This window comes from Collinsella sp. TF12-2AT, assembly GCF_003436735.1.
In the GTDB taxonomy this organism is placed as follows: Bacteria; Actinomycetota; Coriobacteriia; order Coriobacteriales; family Coriobacteriaceae; genus Collinsella.
Window position 1 is genome coordinate 353578 of sequence record NZ_QSQK01000001.1, and the last position, 16256, is coordinate 369833.

The following is a 16256-nucleotide window of genomic DNA, read 5'->3' on the forward strand; positions in this document are numbered from 1 at the left end:
TCCTTCCCTCGTTACAGGCAATAGGTAGCCGCTTGCCTACATCAAGCGCAGGCTGACGTCCTTGAGCTGGGCGCCGGAAACGGCACTCGGAGCGCCCGACATGAGGTCGGAGCCGCTGGCCGTCTTGGGGAACGCCATGACGTCGCGGATAGAGTCGGAGCCGGTGAGCAGCATGCACACGCGGTCCAGGCCCAGGGCAAAGCCGCCCATCGGGGGCGCACCAAACTTGAGAGCCTCCATGAGGAAGCCGAACTGCGACTCGGCGCGCTCCTCGGTAAAGCCTAGGAGCTTGAGCATGGACATCTGCATTTCGGCGTTGTGGATACGCATACCGCCGCCGCCGGCCTCAAAGCCGTCCATGACAAAGTCGTAGGTGCAGGAACCGGCTGCCAGCGGGTCGGCCTCGATCTTGGCGATGTCGGTCTCGGTCGGCAGGGTGAAGGGCTGGTGCTCGGCAGCATAGGCCTTGCGATCCTCGTCCCAGTGGAACAGCGGGAAGTTGACGACCCACAGGAAGTCGTGGCCCTCGCGCTTGACCTCGAGCGCATTGGCCATGTGGGAACGCATGCCGCCCAGGATCTCGTCGGAGAGCAGGCGCGGGCCGGCGGCGAACATCACAAGGTCGCCGGGCTCGACGTCCATGCGCTCGCGCAGGGCAGCCATCTCCTCGTCCGAGAAGAACTTGACGATGGGGCTGTTAATGGAGCCGTCCTCGCGGAAGGCGATCCAGGCAAGGCCCTTGGCGCCAAACGTGGAGGCCACGCCGGCGAGCTTGTCGATCTTGGCGCGAGCCCAGGCACCGGCACCCTTGGCGTTGATGGCCTTGACGACAGAGCCCTCCTCGTTTGCGGCAGTCGCAAAGACCTTGAACTTGGAGTTGGCAAAGATGTCGGTCAGGTCGACCAGGTGCATGCCATAGCGGGTATCGGGCTTATCGGAGCCATAGGTGTCCATGGCCTCCCAGTAGTTCATGCGACGCAGCGGCGTGGGCATCTCGACGCCCATGCGGCCGAAGGCATCGGCCAGGACCTCCTCGAGCGCGCTCATGACGTCGTTCTGGTCCACGAAGGACATCTCGATATCGACCTGGGTGAACTCGGGCTGACGGTCGGCACGCAGGTCCTCGTCGCGGAAGCACTTGGCAACCTGGTAGTAGCGCTCGACGCCACCGACCATAAGCAGCTGCTTCAGGAGCTGCGGGGACTGCGGCAGGGCGTAGAAGTTGCCCGGCTGGATACGGCTGGGGACGATGAAGTCGCGGGCGCCCTCGGGCGTGGACTTGAACAGGGAGGGCGTCTCGACCTCCATGAACTCACGGTTGTGCAGCGCCTCGCGAATGGCAAAGGTAAAGTCGGAGCGCAGCTTGAGGTTGGCCATCATCTCGGGACGACGGAGGTCCAGATAGCGATAGCGCAGGCGGGTGTCCTCGCTGGTCTCGATGCCGTCCTCGATCTGGAACGGCGGGGTGACGGAAGTGTTGAGCACCTCGGCATGATCGGTCAGGACCTCGATCTCGCCGGTCGCGAGCTTGGTGTTGGTGGTCTCCTCGCCACGGGCGCGCACGACGCCATGGATCTTGATGGGCCACTCGGGACGCATAGTCTCGGCAATCTTAAAGGCGTCGCCGTCGGAGTGCTCGGGGTCGAAGGTGAGCTGCGTAATGCCCTCGCGGTCGCGAAGGTCGCAGAAGATAAGGCCGCCGTGGTCGCGGCGACGGCTCACCCAACCGGTGAGGGTGACCTCTTCGCCCACGTTCTCGCGGCGAAGCTCGCCGCAGGTACGGGTGTGCATGGAATGCTCGTCGATGGGACGGGTCTGGCTCATACCAGTGATCCTCCTTTATGGATCTGTGCCGCCCCGTGTCGTTCCGGGCGGCGTCGTACAGATTTGCCCGGCCTGCGTAAACCGCGCAGCCAGACATGGCGTTCTATCTTATCGCACCTGTGCTGATGTGCCGCGAAAAAGTGGCTCCTGCCCAAAGACTTGACGGAGACGAAACAATTGACGCACCGCGGCACCCGCCCGCGCTCGTCACGTGCGACAATATGCCCAATAAAACAGCACTCGGAAAGGCCCGCCATGACTGCACGCCTCATCGTTATGGATATCGACTCCACGCTCATCAACCAGGAGGTCATCGACCTGTTGGGCGAAGAGGCCGGCGTGGGCGAGCAGGTGGCACAGATCACCGAACGCGCCATGCGCGGCGAGCTTGACTTTAAGCAGGCGCTCGAGGAGCGCGTGGGGCTGCTCGCCGGCCTGGACGAGAGCGTGTTCGAGCGCACCTTTGAGCGCGTGACATTTACCCCCGGCGCGTTGGAGCTTGTGCGCTCAGCGCACAGCAAGGGCTGGAAGGTCGGCGTGGTAAGCGGCGGCTTTCACGAGGTCGCCGACAAGATCGTGGCCGCCGCGGGCATCGATTTTTGCCTGGCCAACCGCCTGGAAGTCGTGGACGGCAAGCTCACCGGCAAGCTGGCGGCCGACATCGTGACCAAGGAGTCCAAGCTCATCCAGCTGCTAGATTGGGCAGTTGAGTGCGGCGTCGATATGGCCCACACGGTCGCGATCGGCGACGGCGCCAACGACATCCCCATGATTCAGGCCGCGGGCACGGGCATCGCGTTTTGCGCCAAGCCCAAGACGCGCGAGGCGGCCCCGTTTGCCATCGACGAACGCAACCTGATGCTCGCCATGGACATCATCCTGCGCGACTAGTCAATCCATCTAACAAGTGAATCAGTCTGTCCTATAGTTTCCGAACAATTTTGTCTTAGTGTTCGGAAACATACCCTTTGAGTGCTAGACTTTGCGCCGTCGAAGGGAACATATATGGATAAGCGAGATCTTGAGCAATTGCTGAGCGATGTTGCCGGCGGAGCAGTCACCCCTGCCGACGCCCTCACGCGCATCCAGACGGCTCCGACCGCCGATTTGGGCTTTGCGCAGCTCGATCTTTCGCGCGGGGTGCGCCAGGGAGCCGGCGAGGTTGTCTACGGGGCCGGTAAAACCGCCGATCAGATTGCCGCCATTATCAAAGCGCTGCGCGATGCCGGCCAGGAGCGCATCCTGGTCACGCGCCTGGATGCCGAAAAAGCCGCGCGCACCGCCGAGCTTCTTGGCAACGGCATCGACCTGGGATATGTCCCGGACGCACAGCTCGCCCTCGTGGGCGGCAAGCCCTCCCCTACCGGCAACGGACGCATCGTCGTCGCCTGCGCCGGTACGAGCGACCTGCCCGTCGCCGAGGAAGCCGCATTGACGGCCGAGTTCTATGGCAACGAGGTCGACCGCCTCTACGACGTGGGTGTCGCCGGCCTGCACCGTCTGCTCGCGCATGCCGAGGAACTTGCCCAGGCACAGGTGGTCATCGCCATTGCCGGCATGGAGGGCGCACTGGCGAGCGTTGTCGGCGGCCTGGTAAGCTGTCCGGTCATAGCCGTTCCCACCAGCGTGGGTTACGGCGCGAGCTTTGGTGGCGTAGCCGCGCTGCTCGCCATGCTCAACTCCTGCGCCAGCGGCGTTTCGGTCGTCAACATCGACAACGGCTTTGGTGCCGCCTACCAGGCAAGTCTTATCAATCATCTGAGCGCCGGCACGCCCTGCGCCCGTTAAGGAGCATTCCATGTCCAATCATCAGCACACGCTTATCATCGACGGCACCTCGGGCATCAGCGGCGATATGACCGTCGCGGCCCTGCTCGACCTAGGCGCCAGCGAGGAGCACCTGCGCGAGCAGCTCGCCACGCTGCCGGTCGACGGCTTTACGATCGCCGTCACACGCGTAAGCAAGCATGGCATCGACGCCTGCGATTTCGACGTCCAGCTTGCAGAGGAACTCGAGAACCACGACCACGATATGGCCTGGCTCTACGGCAACGAAGCAGCTGCCGAGCACACACACGAGCATGAGCACCACCATCATGACCATGGCGAGCACGAACACGAGCACTGCCACGAGCATGACCACGACCACGAGAGTCATCATCACGCCCACCACCATCACCACCGTTCTTTAGCAGACGTCACCGCCATCATCGATGGCTCGCAGTTAAGCGATGGCGCCAAGCGTCGCGCGCTCGCCATCTTTACCGCGCTCGCCGCCGCCGAGGCCAAGGCCCACGGCAAAACGCCCGAGACCGTCATGTTCCACGAGGTGGGCACCGTCGACTCCATCGTCGACGTCTGCTCCGTCGCCATCTGCCTCGACAACCTGGGCATCGAAGACATAGTGGTCGAGTCGCTCTCCGAGGGTCACGGCACCATCCACTGTGCCCACGGCCTTATGCCCATTCCCGTCCCCGCTGTCGTCAACCTGTGTCAGGCGGGCAATATCGCCCTCACGCCTGCACCGGTCGCTGGTGAGCTCGTGACGCCCACGGGCGCCGCCACCGTCGCCGCACTGCGCACGTCCGAGCACCTGCCGGCCCGCTACCGCATCGAGGCCGTCGGCTACGGCGCCGGTAAGCGCCCCTACGAGGGTTGCTCCGGTACGCTTCGCTGCCTGCTCGTTCACGCGGACGCATAGCCATGGATGCCCGCAAGGCAAAAAGCCGCGCTGCCATCGTTGCGGCGTTCTCCGAGCTGCTGCGCGAAGAGGACTACGGCAAGATTACCGTCGGCGACATCATCGCTCGCGCCCATGTGGGTCGGGCCACGTTCTACGGCCTCTTCAAGAGCAAAGATGACCTATTGTCCGAGCTCGTGAGCGACATCTGCACCCACGCCCTCGATGACGATGGCACACCGCTCGACGACCCACTCGTGCAGGTCGAGCATATCCTCAACAATCTATGGGAACGTCGCCAGGGTGTCCGAGCGCTGGTAGCCGGCGCCGGCTCACGCGTCTTCGCCGACTGCTTACGCAAGACCATCATGTCACGAGCAGCCGAAACCGTCCCCACCGACCCAAACGGCCCCGCCGCCACCATGGACCGAAGCTTCCTACTACACCACATAGCCTCAAGCTTCGTAGGAATGGTCCAATGGTGGGCCTGGCACAACTTCCAAGCAGATAGGGCCGAAGTAGCCAAAGACTACCTATCAGCCATACAGCCCCTCTTCAGCTAAGTAAGCCCCCATCCCAAAGCGCCATCCCAGCAAAGCGCCCATCCCTTCCCCAAGTCACGTTTTCTTGTAAGGGCACCCAAAAACAAAGCGCCCCTCCCATCCATATTCAGATATATATGTTGGGTTGCTTGTTCCAACGCGACTAAGATCCCGCAGCTGGCCGCATGGGGTAACTTCCCAGCGCATTCCGCAGGACGAAAGAACCCCCGCCGCACGTAGTGCGCCATCCCAACAAAGCGCCCATCCCTTCCCCAAGTCACGTTTTCTTGTAAGGGCACCCAAAAACAAAGCGCCCCTCCCATCCAAATTCAGATATATATGTTGGGTTGCTTGTTCCAACGCGACTAAGATCCCGCAGCTGGCCGCATGGGGTAACTTCCCAGCGCATTCCGCAGGACGAAAGAACCCCCGCCGCACGTAGTGCGCCATCCCAACAAAGCGCCCATCCCTTCCCCAAGTCACGTTTTCTTGTAAGGGCACCCAAAAACAAAGCGCCCCTCCCATCCAAATTCAGATATATATGTTGGGTTGCTTGTTCCAACGCGACTAAGATCCCGCAGCTGGCCGCATGGGGTAACTTCCCAGCGCATTCCGCAGGACGAAAGAACCCCCGCCGCACGTAGTGCGCCATCCCAACAAAGCGCCCATCCCTTCCCCAAGTCACGTTTTCTTGTAAGGGCACCCAAAAACAAAGCGCCCCTCCCATCCAAATTCAGATATATATGTTGGGTTGCTTGTTCCAACGCGACTAAGATCCCGCAGCTGGCCGCATGGGGTAACTTCCCAGCGCATTCCGCAGGACGCAAAAAGGCTCGCCGCACGAAGTGCGCGGCGAGCCTTTTTGCATGTCCGAGGACGCGCTGGGAAGTTACCCCATGCGGCCAGCGGACAACTATGTAGCCTCAGACTAGAACATGCCCAAGAAACCATGCACAAACAGCGCGGCGACAATAGCACCGACAAACGGCGCGATGCCAGGAACAAGCAGACCATACTTCCAGTTGTTGTCAGCCTTGTTCTTGATCGGCAGCACCTGATAGGCTATGCGAGGACCAAGGTCACGCGCCTGGTTCATGGCGAAGCCGGTGATGCCGCCCATGCCCATGCCAACGGCCCAGACAATCAGGCCGACGCAGATGGCGAGCAACAGAACGTTCTCACCAGCACGGCTAGCAGCAGCAAGGATGGCGCTGATGAACACGAAGGTGCAGATAGCCTCGCAGAAGAAGTTGCGGGCATAGTTCGTGCCCTCGGTGGTGGGGTTGGTCGAGAAGATGTTGCGCTGAGCAATGGGATCGACGACACCCTCGGAAGCCTTGAACTCATCGGCATACATAAACCAAGCGATCACAGCACCCACAAAGCCGCCGAGCATATCGGCAAGCATGAAGGGGATGCAGTTGCCCCACGGCACCAGACCGACGATGCACTGGGCAAGCACCATAGCGGGGTTCATGCACACGGCACCGCCAAAGACAAACAGGCAGACCGAGATGCCAAAAGACCAGGTGGTGATGGCAAACATATGGCCAGAGCCCTGATACTTGGTGCCTTTGAGCACGGTATCGCAGTGCACGCCCACGCCAAAGACGATCATGAGGGCCGTCGCGCCGAATTCGCAGAGGAGTTTGGTAAGCATAAAACCTTATCTTTCTTGTCGGTTATAAACGATTCGTTTAAGCCGCGCACTAGTGCTGTGCGACGACAACACCCAGGCCATCGGGGATGACGGCGACCTTGGCGTCGGCGCCCTTCATCTCAAAGGCGAGCTTGAGCGCCTCCTCGAGGGTGTTGACCGGCGTCATGTGCATATCCTTGAGCATCTGGTGATCGCACAGATCGGTGACCATGATCACAGGGTGATGCGCCAGGATGCGGGCAAAGATCTGGCTCGTCCACTGGTCAGGCAGGGTCTCGTCCTTAGGACGGTCGATGCAGGCGCGCTCAAACTCCGCCGGATCGTTGTCGGCGATGTTGTGATAGAAGCCCTCGCCACCGTGACCGTCGGCACAACCGGCGACATCGATGATCACGCCGCCCTCGGGAAGTGTGGCCTCGGCAGCGCACATGCCCTTCACGGCCTGGTAGATGTTCTGGTCGAGCGGGTAGCCGCCGTTGGTGGTGATGGCAATCTCGCACTCGACGGGCTCAACGCCGGCAAGGCTCTTCACGAACTCGCAGCCGGCCTCGTGCGCCTTGTGGATGTCGCCGGCAAAGGAGCCGATGACCTCGTGCTTGCCGTTGAGCACCACGTTAAGCACAAAGGCAAGGTGAGCCATCTCGGCAGCGGCAAACATATCCTCGTTCACGTGGTTGTGGCACAGGTTGCCGGCACGCGAATGGGAATCGTTCACAAACTGACCGTTGTGGTTGTACATGATGGTCTTGTAGCTGGCGATGCCAGGCAGGACGGACTTGCGGCTACCAGAGAAACCGGCAAAGAAGTGCGGCTCAATGAAGCCCTCGGCAAGCAGCAGATCGCAATCGGCGGCAATCTTGTTGATAATGCACTCGCCGCCAGAGGGCAGAGTGCCGATCTTCTTCATCATGCTGTCGTCAGTCGCGACGTGCATAACGATTTCCTCGTTGGCAACGATCTCCTCGCCGTACTTGTTGACGAGCTCCTCGTGCGTCGACGGACGATGCATACCCGTAGCAACCAGAATACGCACGCGAGCCTCGGGCGCAGCGGAGTGGATGTGATGCAGCAGAATAGGCATCGTCACACGCGAGGGAACGGGACGCGTATGATCGGAGCTAATGATGACGATATCCTTCTTGCCAGCACAAAGCTCCTCGAGCGAAGGCGAGCCATAAGGGTTGGCAAGCGACTCCTCTACCAGCTCTTCCTGCGATTTTGTAGTCTTAAACTCGTTTTGATGACCTTCCATCACACCCGCGAAGTTCTTATCCTCGAGCTCCAGATGTAACGTCTTGTGGTCAAACGGCAGTTCACATTCAAACAATGACGAGCGCCCTCTTCCTTTCAACTGACACACTAGATAAACCGTTGGAAGGATACGCCGCTCACCGAAAAACTCCACCGTCCACCGACTCATTAACACAACGTTCATATTTGACCCACAACAAAACGGCCGTGATCCCAAACGGGACCGCAGCCGCAACAGTCGTAAGACGAGAAGCGCCAAATGCGCCACCGAGATAGACCCCATCCAAAACGCGCGAAGCGCGCCATTATTCCCCCAGCCAGTAATCCGCCGAAGACCGGACATCGCAGGGCCCGCCATAGGTTTACTTTTAGGCACACTCCGCAGGACGCAAGAAGCCCTCGCCGCACGAAGTGTGCAGCGAGGGCTTCTTGCATGTCCGAGGACGTGCCTAAAAGTAAACCTATGGCGGGCCCGGACGACTACAGGGCTATCGATTACCCCGTGTTCTGCAATCCTGCCGAGACGCCGGTCACAGTCGAAAGAATCAGGCTCATGTACTCGGCCTTCTTCTCCTCGGCCATCTCGTCCTGGTTCATACGCACCTCGCGAAGGGCGCGGACCTGGGCAATGGACAGAGCGTCGACATAGGGGTTACGGACGCGGACGGCGCAGCCGAGCACGCGGCGGCGCTGCAGCGGCCACTCGTCACCGACGATGGCAAGGACCCACTTACGTGTGAGCTGCATCTCGGTGAAGACCTTCTCGGACAGATCCTGGCGATCACCCAGGTGCAGATACATCTTGGCGATGCGCTGATCGGTCTTAGCGATCGACATCTCGATGTTGTCGATGAACGTGCGGAAGAACGGCCACTCCTGGTAGGCAGCCTTGAGCTGGTCAAGATCGCCCAGCTGCTCGCAGGCGGTACCCAGACCGTACCAAGCGGCCAGGTTAATGCGAGCCTGGCTCCAGCTGAAGATCCACGGAATGGTACGCAGGTCGTCGAGCGACTTGGCGCCCAGGCCGCGCTTGGCGGGACGCGAGCCGATCGGCAGCAGACCGACCTCGGTCAACGGCGTCACGGTCGAGAACCACGGTGTAAAGTCCTCGGTGTTCAGCAGGTCCAGATAGCGCTCGTGGCTTGCGGCGTTGAGCTTCTCGGCCATATCCCAGAACTTCTGCGTGGTCTCGGTGTTGGTCTTCTCGACACTCGGAGCCGACTGCAAAAGCGTTGCGGCGGCAACGGACTCAACATGGCGCTGAGCCAGCGTGCGGTTGCCGTAACGGGCAAAGATGACCTCGCCCTGCTCGGTGAGCTTAAAGAAGCAGTTGACCGAACCCTTGGGCTGCGCCAGCACGGCCTTGTTGGCCGGACCGCCGCCACGGCCCACGGCACCGCCGCGACCGTGCATGAGCACCAGATCGATATCGTTTTTCTCGGCCCACTTGGCAATGCGCTCCTGCGCGGAGTGCAGCGCGAGCATGGCCGTGGTAGGACCGGCATCCTTGGAGGAGTCGGAGTAGCCCAGCATGACCTCCATGCGGCGGTTGGTCTGGGCAAGGCGCTTTTGCACCACGGGCAGCGTAAGCATCTGGTCGAGCACGTCGACGCAGCCCTCGAGGTCCTCGAGCTGCTCAAACAGCGGGATCACGTCGAGCTCGGGGACATCCTCCTCGTGTGCAAAGGACAGGTGGGCAAGCTCAAAGACGTCGGCCACATGCTGGGCGCTCTTGGTGAACGAGATGATGTAGCGGTGCGCCATCTTCTTGCCGTAGCGCTTTTGGATGGAACCGATAGCACGGAAGGTATCGATGACCTCACGCGTCATGGGCTGCAGGTCGCCATGGATACCGTTCTCGTGGATATCCTTGAGGGCGCGGGCATGCACCACGGAGTGCTGACGGAACTCCATCTCGACCATATGGAAGCCGAAGGACTCGACCTGCCAGATGATGGTCTGGACCGGGCCGTAGGCAGCACGGACGGCACCGCAAGCGGCCAGCGAGCGCTGGACGACACGCAGGTCCTCCAGGAACTCATCGGCGCTGTGGTACATGGTATCGGTGATACGGCGCACGGTGGCGTTCAGACGGTCGGCCATGACGAGCATGACGGCGCGATGCGGCTCGTGCTCGGAAATCAGCTCGGCGCGAGCCGTGTACTGAGCGCTCATCTCGACCTGATGGTTCCACAGGTTCATGAGCTCTGCCGACGGCTTGCTGTAGGCGGCCTCGAGCGTAAGGTTGCGGCCGATGCGGCGGCACTTGTCCTCGAGCTTGAGCACCATGTGCGTGAAGTACTTGGCGGCGACCTCGCGGCTCACCTTGGCGGTAACGTTGGGGTTACCGTCGCGGTCGGAACCGATCCAGCTGCCGGGATGGAAGAACGCCGGGCACAGCGGCGGCACGGTGCCGGCCTTGTCGCCCAGCACCCAGTCGTCAAAACGACGGTAGATGACGGGGATCACATCGAACAGTGTGTTATCGAAGATGTCGATGATGGTATCGGCTTCCTCGACCGGCGTGGGCTTCTTGAGCGCGATGGGGCTCGTGCGCACCAGAGCGTCAATCTCCTGCAGCATATGGCGCTCGTTCTCCACCAGGTCGGAGCCGCCCAGGCGCGGACGCTCCTCCAGCAGGTTGGAGATACGGCGAATCTTGCCCTCGACGGCCTTACGACGGGCCTCGGTGGGATGTGCGGTAAAGACAGGGTGGAACTCGAGCTTGTCGAGCAGCTCGTTGGCGCCCTCGACACCCATCTCATTTACCAACTGGTGATAGGCGACGGTGAGTTCGTTGGCGGGATCGACCTCGGTATCGGTCGACGCACCTGCCTCGCGCTCGCGCAGCTGCGCCACGCGGTAGTTCTCCTCCGACAGGTTTGCCAGATGGAAGAAGCTCGTAAAGGCGCGGACAATAACCTGCTGCTTATCGAGCGGCAGGCTGTCAATCAGATCGACGACCTCACGAAACGCCACAGCAGTAGGCTCGTCGGCGGTGGGCACGCCCTGCTCGTCGACGGACTCGTCGGCAGCACGGGCGCCGGGATTTCCGGCATTGGCCACAATCTCGGCTGTCAAAATCTTGTCGAACAGGTCCGCGATCTCGGGATCATACTCGCTAAGCACACGGCGCTCCAGGCGCAGGAACAGCGCCAAGTTGTCGCGCAGCTCCTCGGGGATCTCGATCTCGGCGAGACGCTCCCTGGACTCGGCATTCGAGCCGATTCGGTTAACGAGGCGGTTGACCACGGCAGCGACGCGCGCCGCGGCTTCGGGTACAGACTGGTTGCTTAGGTTCTCAGCCACGTTTCCTCCCATTCCTCCTTCTATGCACGTAACATGCGGTATTCATTATAGGCGCTTGCGAAATACTTTCGACACTGATTGCGCTTTACCACACAAAAGTATTTTCTGCATTGCAAGGGTTTTTGCCCTAAATGGTCGTATTTCTCGGTGGGCGGCATACGTAAATGGGGGCATTCCGCATAAAAGCGAAACACCCCCGTAACAATCGCTCGCAATGAGCTGGGCACCTCAGCGGCACTACAGCTCAAAAATCATGCGCTACAGGCGCTCGCGAACCGCCTCGACCACGTTGGCCAGATCGACGAGGGCCTCGTCATGGCTCTCCATGTCGCGCACCTTGACCTTGCCGGCGGCAAGCTCGTCGCCACCCAGGACCAAAATGAGCTTGGCGCCAACCTTGTCGGCCTGCTTAAACTGAGCTTTGAGCGAACGACCCTGGTAGTCGGCCTCGGTCACGATGCCAGCGGCACGAAGCTCCTGCGTGATGGCAAAGACGTTCTGGCGCAGCTCCTTGCCGGCATTGGCGACGTAGACGCACGGGGCCTCCTCGGCACCCAGGTCGCTGCCAAAGGCCTGCAGGGCCAGCAGCGCACGCTCAAAACCGACGGCAAAGCCGACGCCTGCCGTGGGCTTGCCACCCTCGAGCTCGACCAAGCCGTCATAGCGACCGCCGCCACCGATGGAACCGACGCCGGCGCCGGGAGCCTCGACCTCAAAGACGGTACGGGTGTAGTAGTCCAAGCCACGCACCAAGGTGGGATCCTCGACATACTCGATACCCGCCGCATCCAAATAGCGCTTGACCTGCTCGTAGTGCTCGCGGCACTCATCGCACAAGTTGTCGCCCATCAGCGGTGCGTCGGCCATGATCTCGCGGCAGTGGTCGTTCTTGCAGTCGAAGGCACGCAGCGGATTGAGCTCGGCGCGCTCGCGGCACTCGTCGCACATCTCGTCGGCGTGATCGAGGATAAACTGCTTGACCTGCTCGCGATAGGCCGGACGGCATTGGGCATCGCCCATCGAGTTAATGAGCAGACGGAGCTTGGAAAGATCGAAACCAAGGCGCTTGTAGAACTCCATGAGCATGATGATGCACTCGGCGTCTGCTGCCGGATCGGGAGCGCCGAGCCACTCGATGCCCACCTGGTGGAACTGGCGCAGGCGACCCTTCTGGGGACGCTCGCCACGGAACATGGCCTCGGCGTAGTACGCCTTAAACGGCGTGGAGCCCTGGGGCACCAGGTTGTTCTCCACGACGGCGCGCACCACACCGGCCGTGCCCTCGGGACGAAGCGCCAGGCGCTGCTTGGGCTTGAGCTTGCTATCGGTGCCCTCAGCAAAGACGCGCTCCAGGTTGGCGCCGCTAAAGACGCGGAACATCTCCTTGCGCACGACGTCGGTCGACTGGCCGATGCCGTGGACAAACACGTCCACCTGCTCGATGGCGGGCGTCTCGATGGGCTTAAAGCCAAACGGCTCGAACACGCCGGCAGCGATCTGCTGCATCTTTTGCCAGGCGCGCATCTCAGCGCCGATAAGGTCGCGGGTTCCCTCCGCCTTCTGTGCCTGCATGGGCAAACACCTTTCTTTTGTATCGCGTCATAGGTAGTGGTCATTATACGGCACAAACACAAACAGCGGCGGTGCATCTGACCGAACGAGGGTATGGGGACTCGTTCGGCCAGATGCACCGCCGCAGTGTGCAATCTGCAATCCTTCCGCCTCTTCGGATCACAAAATCCGTTGGACGGAAAGACTTCGGGTCATCTCTTGAGCCCGTGGCTGCATGGGAAACCGAATGACGGTACGAGCATCCATTCGGCTTCCAAGGCAGCCACGGACAAAACGGGGCAAAGAGCTACGAGCGACGTCGTCCCTACTCCCCCGCCACGCTCGCGCGCAGCTTAGCCGCGATGGGCTCAGACGCCAGCAGGAACACCAGCATTGCCACCGAGCACGCCAGGCACACGATCCATGTGCTCGTAAAGGAGCCCGTGGCATCGAACAGTATTCCCGAGACGATGGCGCCCACCGTGCCGCCAACCATCTCGAACGAGGTAATGGTGCCCGTGACCTTACCCAAGTCGGCCATGCCAAACTGCTTAGACGCAGCGCTAGTGGGCGTTGGAGATGGTGTACTGCGCAAGGGAAATGCCCAGGTCGCTGACGATCAACGGCTGGAACAGGCTCATGCAGTTGACGAAAATGATGTAGCACGTGGCCATGATCACAAAGCCGGAGGCCACCACGAGCCAGCCGGGGAAGAACTTACGCTGCTGGGACATACTGCTCCTTATTTAACAAACGAATAGCCGGCGCCGGGCGCCGGTAGCACCCAAGATTGCCTTGAAAGACAAGGGCATAGGCCTTACGGCCATGCCCGCAGGCTTGAAAGGCAAGGTTGGGTGCTACCGGTGGTCGGCGATATAGCCCAAAGCGACGGCGGTATAGGCCGCGGCGCCAAGGGGAAGCTCGGCATCGCTAAAACGTGCCTTGGGATGATGCTGAGCAAAATGCTCGTCCGTATCAGTCACGGCAGCGCCCACGGTAAAGTACGCACTCGGGATCTCGCTCGAGATCAACGCGAAGTCCTCGCTCGCCATGGCGTGGAACAGCGGCAGGAAGGCGGACTTGGGCAGCACCGCGCCCACGTAGCCAAGCGACGCCTGCGTCATGCCGTCGTCGAGTACCAGCGGCGGAACATCCGAAAGCGTCTCGATAGTCGCCGGCGTGCGATACGTTGCGGCCACACCGTTGACGACCTCGGCGATGCGGGTCTTGAGGTGCTCCATGAGCTCGACGTCGAAGCCGCGCAACGTTCCCTCGAGCACGCAGGTGTCGGGGATGACGTTGGCCGCCAAGCCGCCAGCGAACTTACCCACGGTAAGCGCGACCTCCTTGGCCGCCGGCACCTCACGGGAGATAAGCTCCTGAAGCGCCAGGTGCACATGCACGCCGGCCGTGATGGGGTCGATGCAGATCTCGGGGCTCGAGCCATGGCCGCCCTTGCCCTGAAGCGTGATGCGAAAACCGTACACGCCCGAGAGCGCCGGGCTGCCGTAGAGCACCAGGCCAAGCGGCGATTGGCTGTTAACGTGCATGGCGAAGGCGGCCTGGGGACGCGGGTTCTGCAGCAGACCGTCGGCGATGGCGGCGCGGGCACCCTCAAAAGTTTCCTCGCCCGGTTGGAACAGCAACTTAATCGTGGCGTTGGCGTCGACAAGCTCGGACTCGCGGGCCTTGAGCAGGCGCGCCGCACCAAGCAGCGCCGTCGCGTGCATATCGTGTCCGCATGCGTGCATGCAGCCGTTCGTAGAGGCGAAAGGCTCGCCTGACTCTTCAGCAACAGGCAGGGCATCCATGTCGCCACGGAGCATGATGACCGTACCGGCCTGTTTGTCCGTGCACGTACCGTTACCCCGAGCAGCAGCTGCCGCGCCGGCACCGATTAGGCCAACGACACAGGTGCCGTCAACAAGCACGGCATAGGGAATATCCATCTCGTCCAGACGCGCCTGGATAAAGGCGGACGTCTGCGGAAGGTTGTTACCGAGCTCAGGCGTTTGATGGAGATCATGGCGCCATGCGGCAAGCTCGTTGGCAAACGCCTGAGCTTCTGCAACAAGACCGTCACCGATAGCGGCCTGCGCCGCCGCGGTGGCCTTGGGCGCTGATTGCGGTTGAAGATCGGACTGAGCTGGTGCCATAAATGCCCTCCAGTAACGTTTTTGCAGTAAGCACTTTGATAGCGTAAAGCGCAAGGTACAACTTTAAGGGCGAGGCATAAAAAATGCCGCCCCAGGAGGGCGGCGCAACAAGTTGTTTACAATTGCGGGCGCGGCTTTCGACGCAAAAAATCGAAGTGAGTCTCGCTCAAGATAATCGACAGGAAGATAAGCACAAAGCCGGCGAGCAGGCGCGAGGTGAGCGCCTCCCCCATCAGCAGCACCGAAAACAACACGCCCGAAGGCGACTCCATCGAAAGGAGCAGCGAGCCCGTCGAAGCCGGGACATGCGCCAGGCCGACGTTTTGGATGAGCAGAGCCACGCATGTGCAGCCCACCGAGAGAAACGCCATCACACAGATAAAATTCGGCGTCCACACGGACAGAGGCGCCTGGGTCTCGAATAGCAGCGACGAGATCAGGCTCAGCACGCCATTGCCCACAAACATCCAAAACGTGATGACGTTGATGTCCATCTTGCGACCGTACTTGGCAGTCACCGCCATCTGGATGGCGAAGAAGATCGCGCCGCCCAAGGTAATAACATCGCCGGCATTGAACTCGACGCTATCGAGTGCCACCAGGCCAATGCCCGCCAGGCACAGCAGTGCCGCACCCAGGTTATAGCGGGTGAGCTTTTCGCCGCTCAGGACATAGCTGGCAAACGGCACAAGGATACAGTACGTGCCCGTCAAAAATGCACTCTTGCCTGCCGTGGTCTGCGCCAGGCCAATCGTTTGCAGTCCGTATGCTCCCCACATGAGCGCACCCATGCCCAGCCCGACGATCAGGTTGCGGGCATTGAAATGAGCGATGATGCGCTTATGGAAAATAGCAAACATAACCAGTGACGCCGGGAGAAAGCGAACGTAGACCAGCTCGAACACCGGAATGGTATCGAGCGCATCTTTCATGGTGGTAAAGGAATAGCCCCAGATGACCGCCACCGAAAGCAGCAAGACCTTCCAGAAGAACGGAGAACGCGCGCCGGCGCCGCGGGAGGTGCCGCCGGCACCCAGGTCTTCGCGCGCTACAGGGCTATCGGGCATGTTTTCGATTTCATCAACGGCATTCTGAGCCATAGGGCATCCTCGCGCTCAGTCTGGGCGTGGTGTCCGCACGTGCATGGCCGCGTGCCGCCTCATGGTCAAATAAAACGGGGCGCACCGGACCCCCGGCACGCCCCGCTACTGTAGCAACAACCAGCGTTGCACCGCAATCCAGCCCACTAAAGCATTTTGTTCCGCCGTTCTACCGAACGGCGG

13 protein-coding genes are annotated in these 16256 nt (G+C 61.1%); 4 read left to right on the plus strand and 9 right to left on the minus strand.

Annotation, left to right across the window (positions count from 1 at the left end):
- Positions 1-36: 36 nt before the first annotated feature.
- Entirely contained in the window at positions 37-1824 is a 1788-nt protein-coding gene (aspS, locus tag DXD24_RS01440) for an aspartate--tRNA ligase (RefSeq protein ID WP_117563672.1), read from the minus strand.
- A gap of 255 nt (positions 1825-2079) precedes the next feature.
- Here aspS and serB point away from each other — a divergent pair, with 255 nt between their 5' ends.
- The 4 genes from serB (at position 2080) to DXD24_RS01460 (ending at position 5067) form a co-directional block, all read left to right on the plus strand.
- Positions 2080-2715, plus strand: coding sequence for a phosphoserine phosphatase SerB (gene serB / locus DXD24_RS01445; protein ID WP_117563673.1), 636 nt, complete (start codon positions 2080-2082; stop codon positions 2713-2715).
- A 114-nt stretch (positions 2716-2829) separates the two neighbouring features.
- Complete coding sequence (gene larB, locus DXD24_RS01450) at positions 2830-3612, plus strand: nickel pincer cofactor biosynthesis protein LarB (RefSeq protein WP_117563674.1); 783 nt, start codon at positions 2830-2832, stop codon at positions 3610-3612.
- Between the two features lie 10 nt (positions 3613-3622).
- A complete protein-coding gene (locus DXD24_RS01455; RefSeq protein ID WP_117563675.1) occupies positions 3623-4525 on the plus strand; it encodes a LarC family nickel insertion protein in 903 nt (300 codons plus the stop codon).
- Positions 4526-4527: 2 nt separating this feature from the next.
- The gene (locus tag DXD24_RS01460; RefSeq protein ID WP_089572652.1) at positions 4528-5067 is read left to right on the plus strand and encodes a TetR/AcrR family transcriptional regulator; all 540 of its coding nucleotides are present in this window, start codon (positions 4528-4530) and stop codon (positions 5065-5067) included.
- Between the two features lie 907 nt (positions 5068-5974).
- Here DXD24_RS01460 and larD read toward each other — a convergent pair.
- The 8 genes from larD to DXD24_RS01495 form a co-directional block, all read right to left on the minus strand.
- On the minus strand, positions 5975-6706 hold the full coding sequence (gene larD, locus DXD24_RS01465; protein ID WP_117563676.1) for a D/L-lactic acid transporter LarD: 732 nt from the start codon (positions 6704-6706) through the stop codon (positions 5975-5977).
- 49 nt (positions 6707-6755) lie between these two features.
- A complete protein-coding gene (larA, locus tag DXD24_RS01470; protein ID WP_233502289.1) occupies positions 6756-8033 on the minus strand; it encodes a nickel-dependent lactate racemase in 1278 nt (425 codons plus the stop codon).
- 419 nt (positions 8034-8452) lie between these two features.
- Positions 8453-11266, minus strand: coding sequence for a phosphoenolpyruvate carboxylase (locus DXD24_RS01475; protein ID WP_370446223.1), 2814 nt, complete (start codon positions 11264-11266; stop codon positions 8453-8455).
- Between the two features lie 258 nt (positions 11267-11524).
- Positions 11525-12838 carry a histidine--tRNA ligase gene (gene hisS, locus DXD24_RS01480; RefSeq protein WP_117645931.1) on the minus strand — a complete coding sequence of 438 codons (1314 nt, stop codon included), beginning with the start codon at positions 12836-12838 and terminating at the stop codon, positions 11525-11527.
- A 304-nt stretch (positions 12839-13142) separates the two neighbouring features.
- Complete coding sequence (locus DXD24_RS01485; RefSeq protein ID WP_117563680.1) at positions 13143-13358, minus strand: hypothetical protein; 216 nt, start codon at positions 13356-13358, stop codon at positions 13143-13145.
- 22 nt (positions 13359-13380) lie between these two features.
- Positions 13381-13551, minus strand: coding sequence for a hypothetical protein (locus tag DXD24_RS10070; RefSeq protein WP_158548904.1), 171 nt, complete (start codon positions 13549-13551; stop codon positions 13381-13383).
- Positions 13552-13674: 123 nt separating this feature from the next.
- On the minus strand, positions 13675-14973 hold the full coding sequence (locus DXD24_RS01490; RefSeq protein ID WP_117645933.1) for a M20 family metallopeptidase: 1299 nt from the start codon (positions 14971-14973) through the stop codon (positions 13675-13677).
- A 116-nt stretch (positions 14974-15089) separates the two neighbouring features.
- Positions 15090-16073, minus strand: coding sequence for a DMT family transporter (locus DXD24_RS01495; RefSeq protein WP_117563682.1), 984 nt, complete (start codon positions 16071-16073; stop codon positions 15090-15092).
- Between the last annotated feature and the right edge of the window lie 183 nt (positions 16074-16256).

Bases quoted from the DNA above. Each gene is read 5' to 3' on its own strand.
- DXD24_RS01460 (WP_089572652.1), top strand. From the start codon at position 4,528: ATGGATGCCCGCAAGGCAAAAAGCCGCGCTGCCATCGTTGCGGCGTTC.
- aspS (WP_117563672.1), bottom strand. From the start codon at position 1,824: ATGAGCCAGACCCGTCCCATCGACGAGCATTCCATGCACACCCGTACC.
- DXD24_RS01485 (WP_117563680.1), bottom strand. From the start codon at position 13,358: ATGGCCGACTTGGGTAAGGTCACGGGCACCATTACCTCGTTCGAGATG.
- DXD24_RS01455 (WP_117563675.1), top strand. From the start codon at position 3,623: ATGTCCAATCATCAGCACACGCTTATCATCGACGGCACCTCGGGCATC.
- hisS (WP_117645931.1), bottom strand. From the start codon at position 12,838: ATGCAGGCACAGAAGGCGGAGGGAACCCGCGACCTTATCGGCGCTGAG.
- DXD24_RS01495 (WP_117563682.1), bottom strand. From the start codon at position 16,073: ATGGCTCAGAATGCCGTTGATGAAATCGAAAACATGCCCGATAGCCCT.
- larB (WP_117563674.1), top strand. From the start codon at position 2,830: ATGGATAAGCGAGATCTTGAGCAATTGCTGAGCGATGTTGCCGGCGGA.
- larD (WP_117563676.1), bottom strand. From the start codon at position 6,706: ATGCTTACCAAACTCCTCTGCGAATTCGGCGCGACGGCCCTCATGATC.
- serB (WP_117563673.1), top strand. From the start codon at position 2,080: ATGACTGCACGCCTCATCGTTATGGATATCGACTCCACGCTCATCAAC.
- DXD24_RS01490 (WP_117645933.1), bottom strand. From the start codon at position 14,973: ATGGCACCAGCTCAGTCCGATCTTCAACCGCAATCAGCGCCCAAGGCC.
- DXD24_RS10070 (WP_158548904.1), bottom strand. From the start codon at position 13,551: ATGTCCCAGCAGCGTAAGTTCTTCCCCGGCTGGCTCGTGGTGGCCTCC.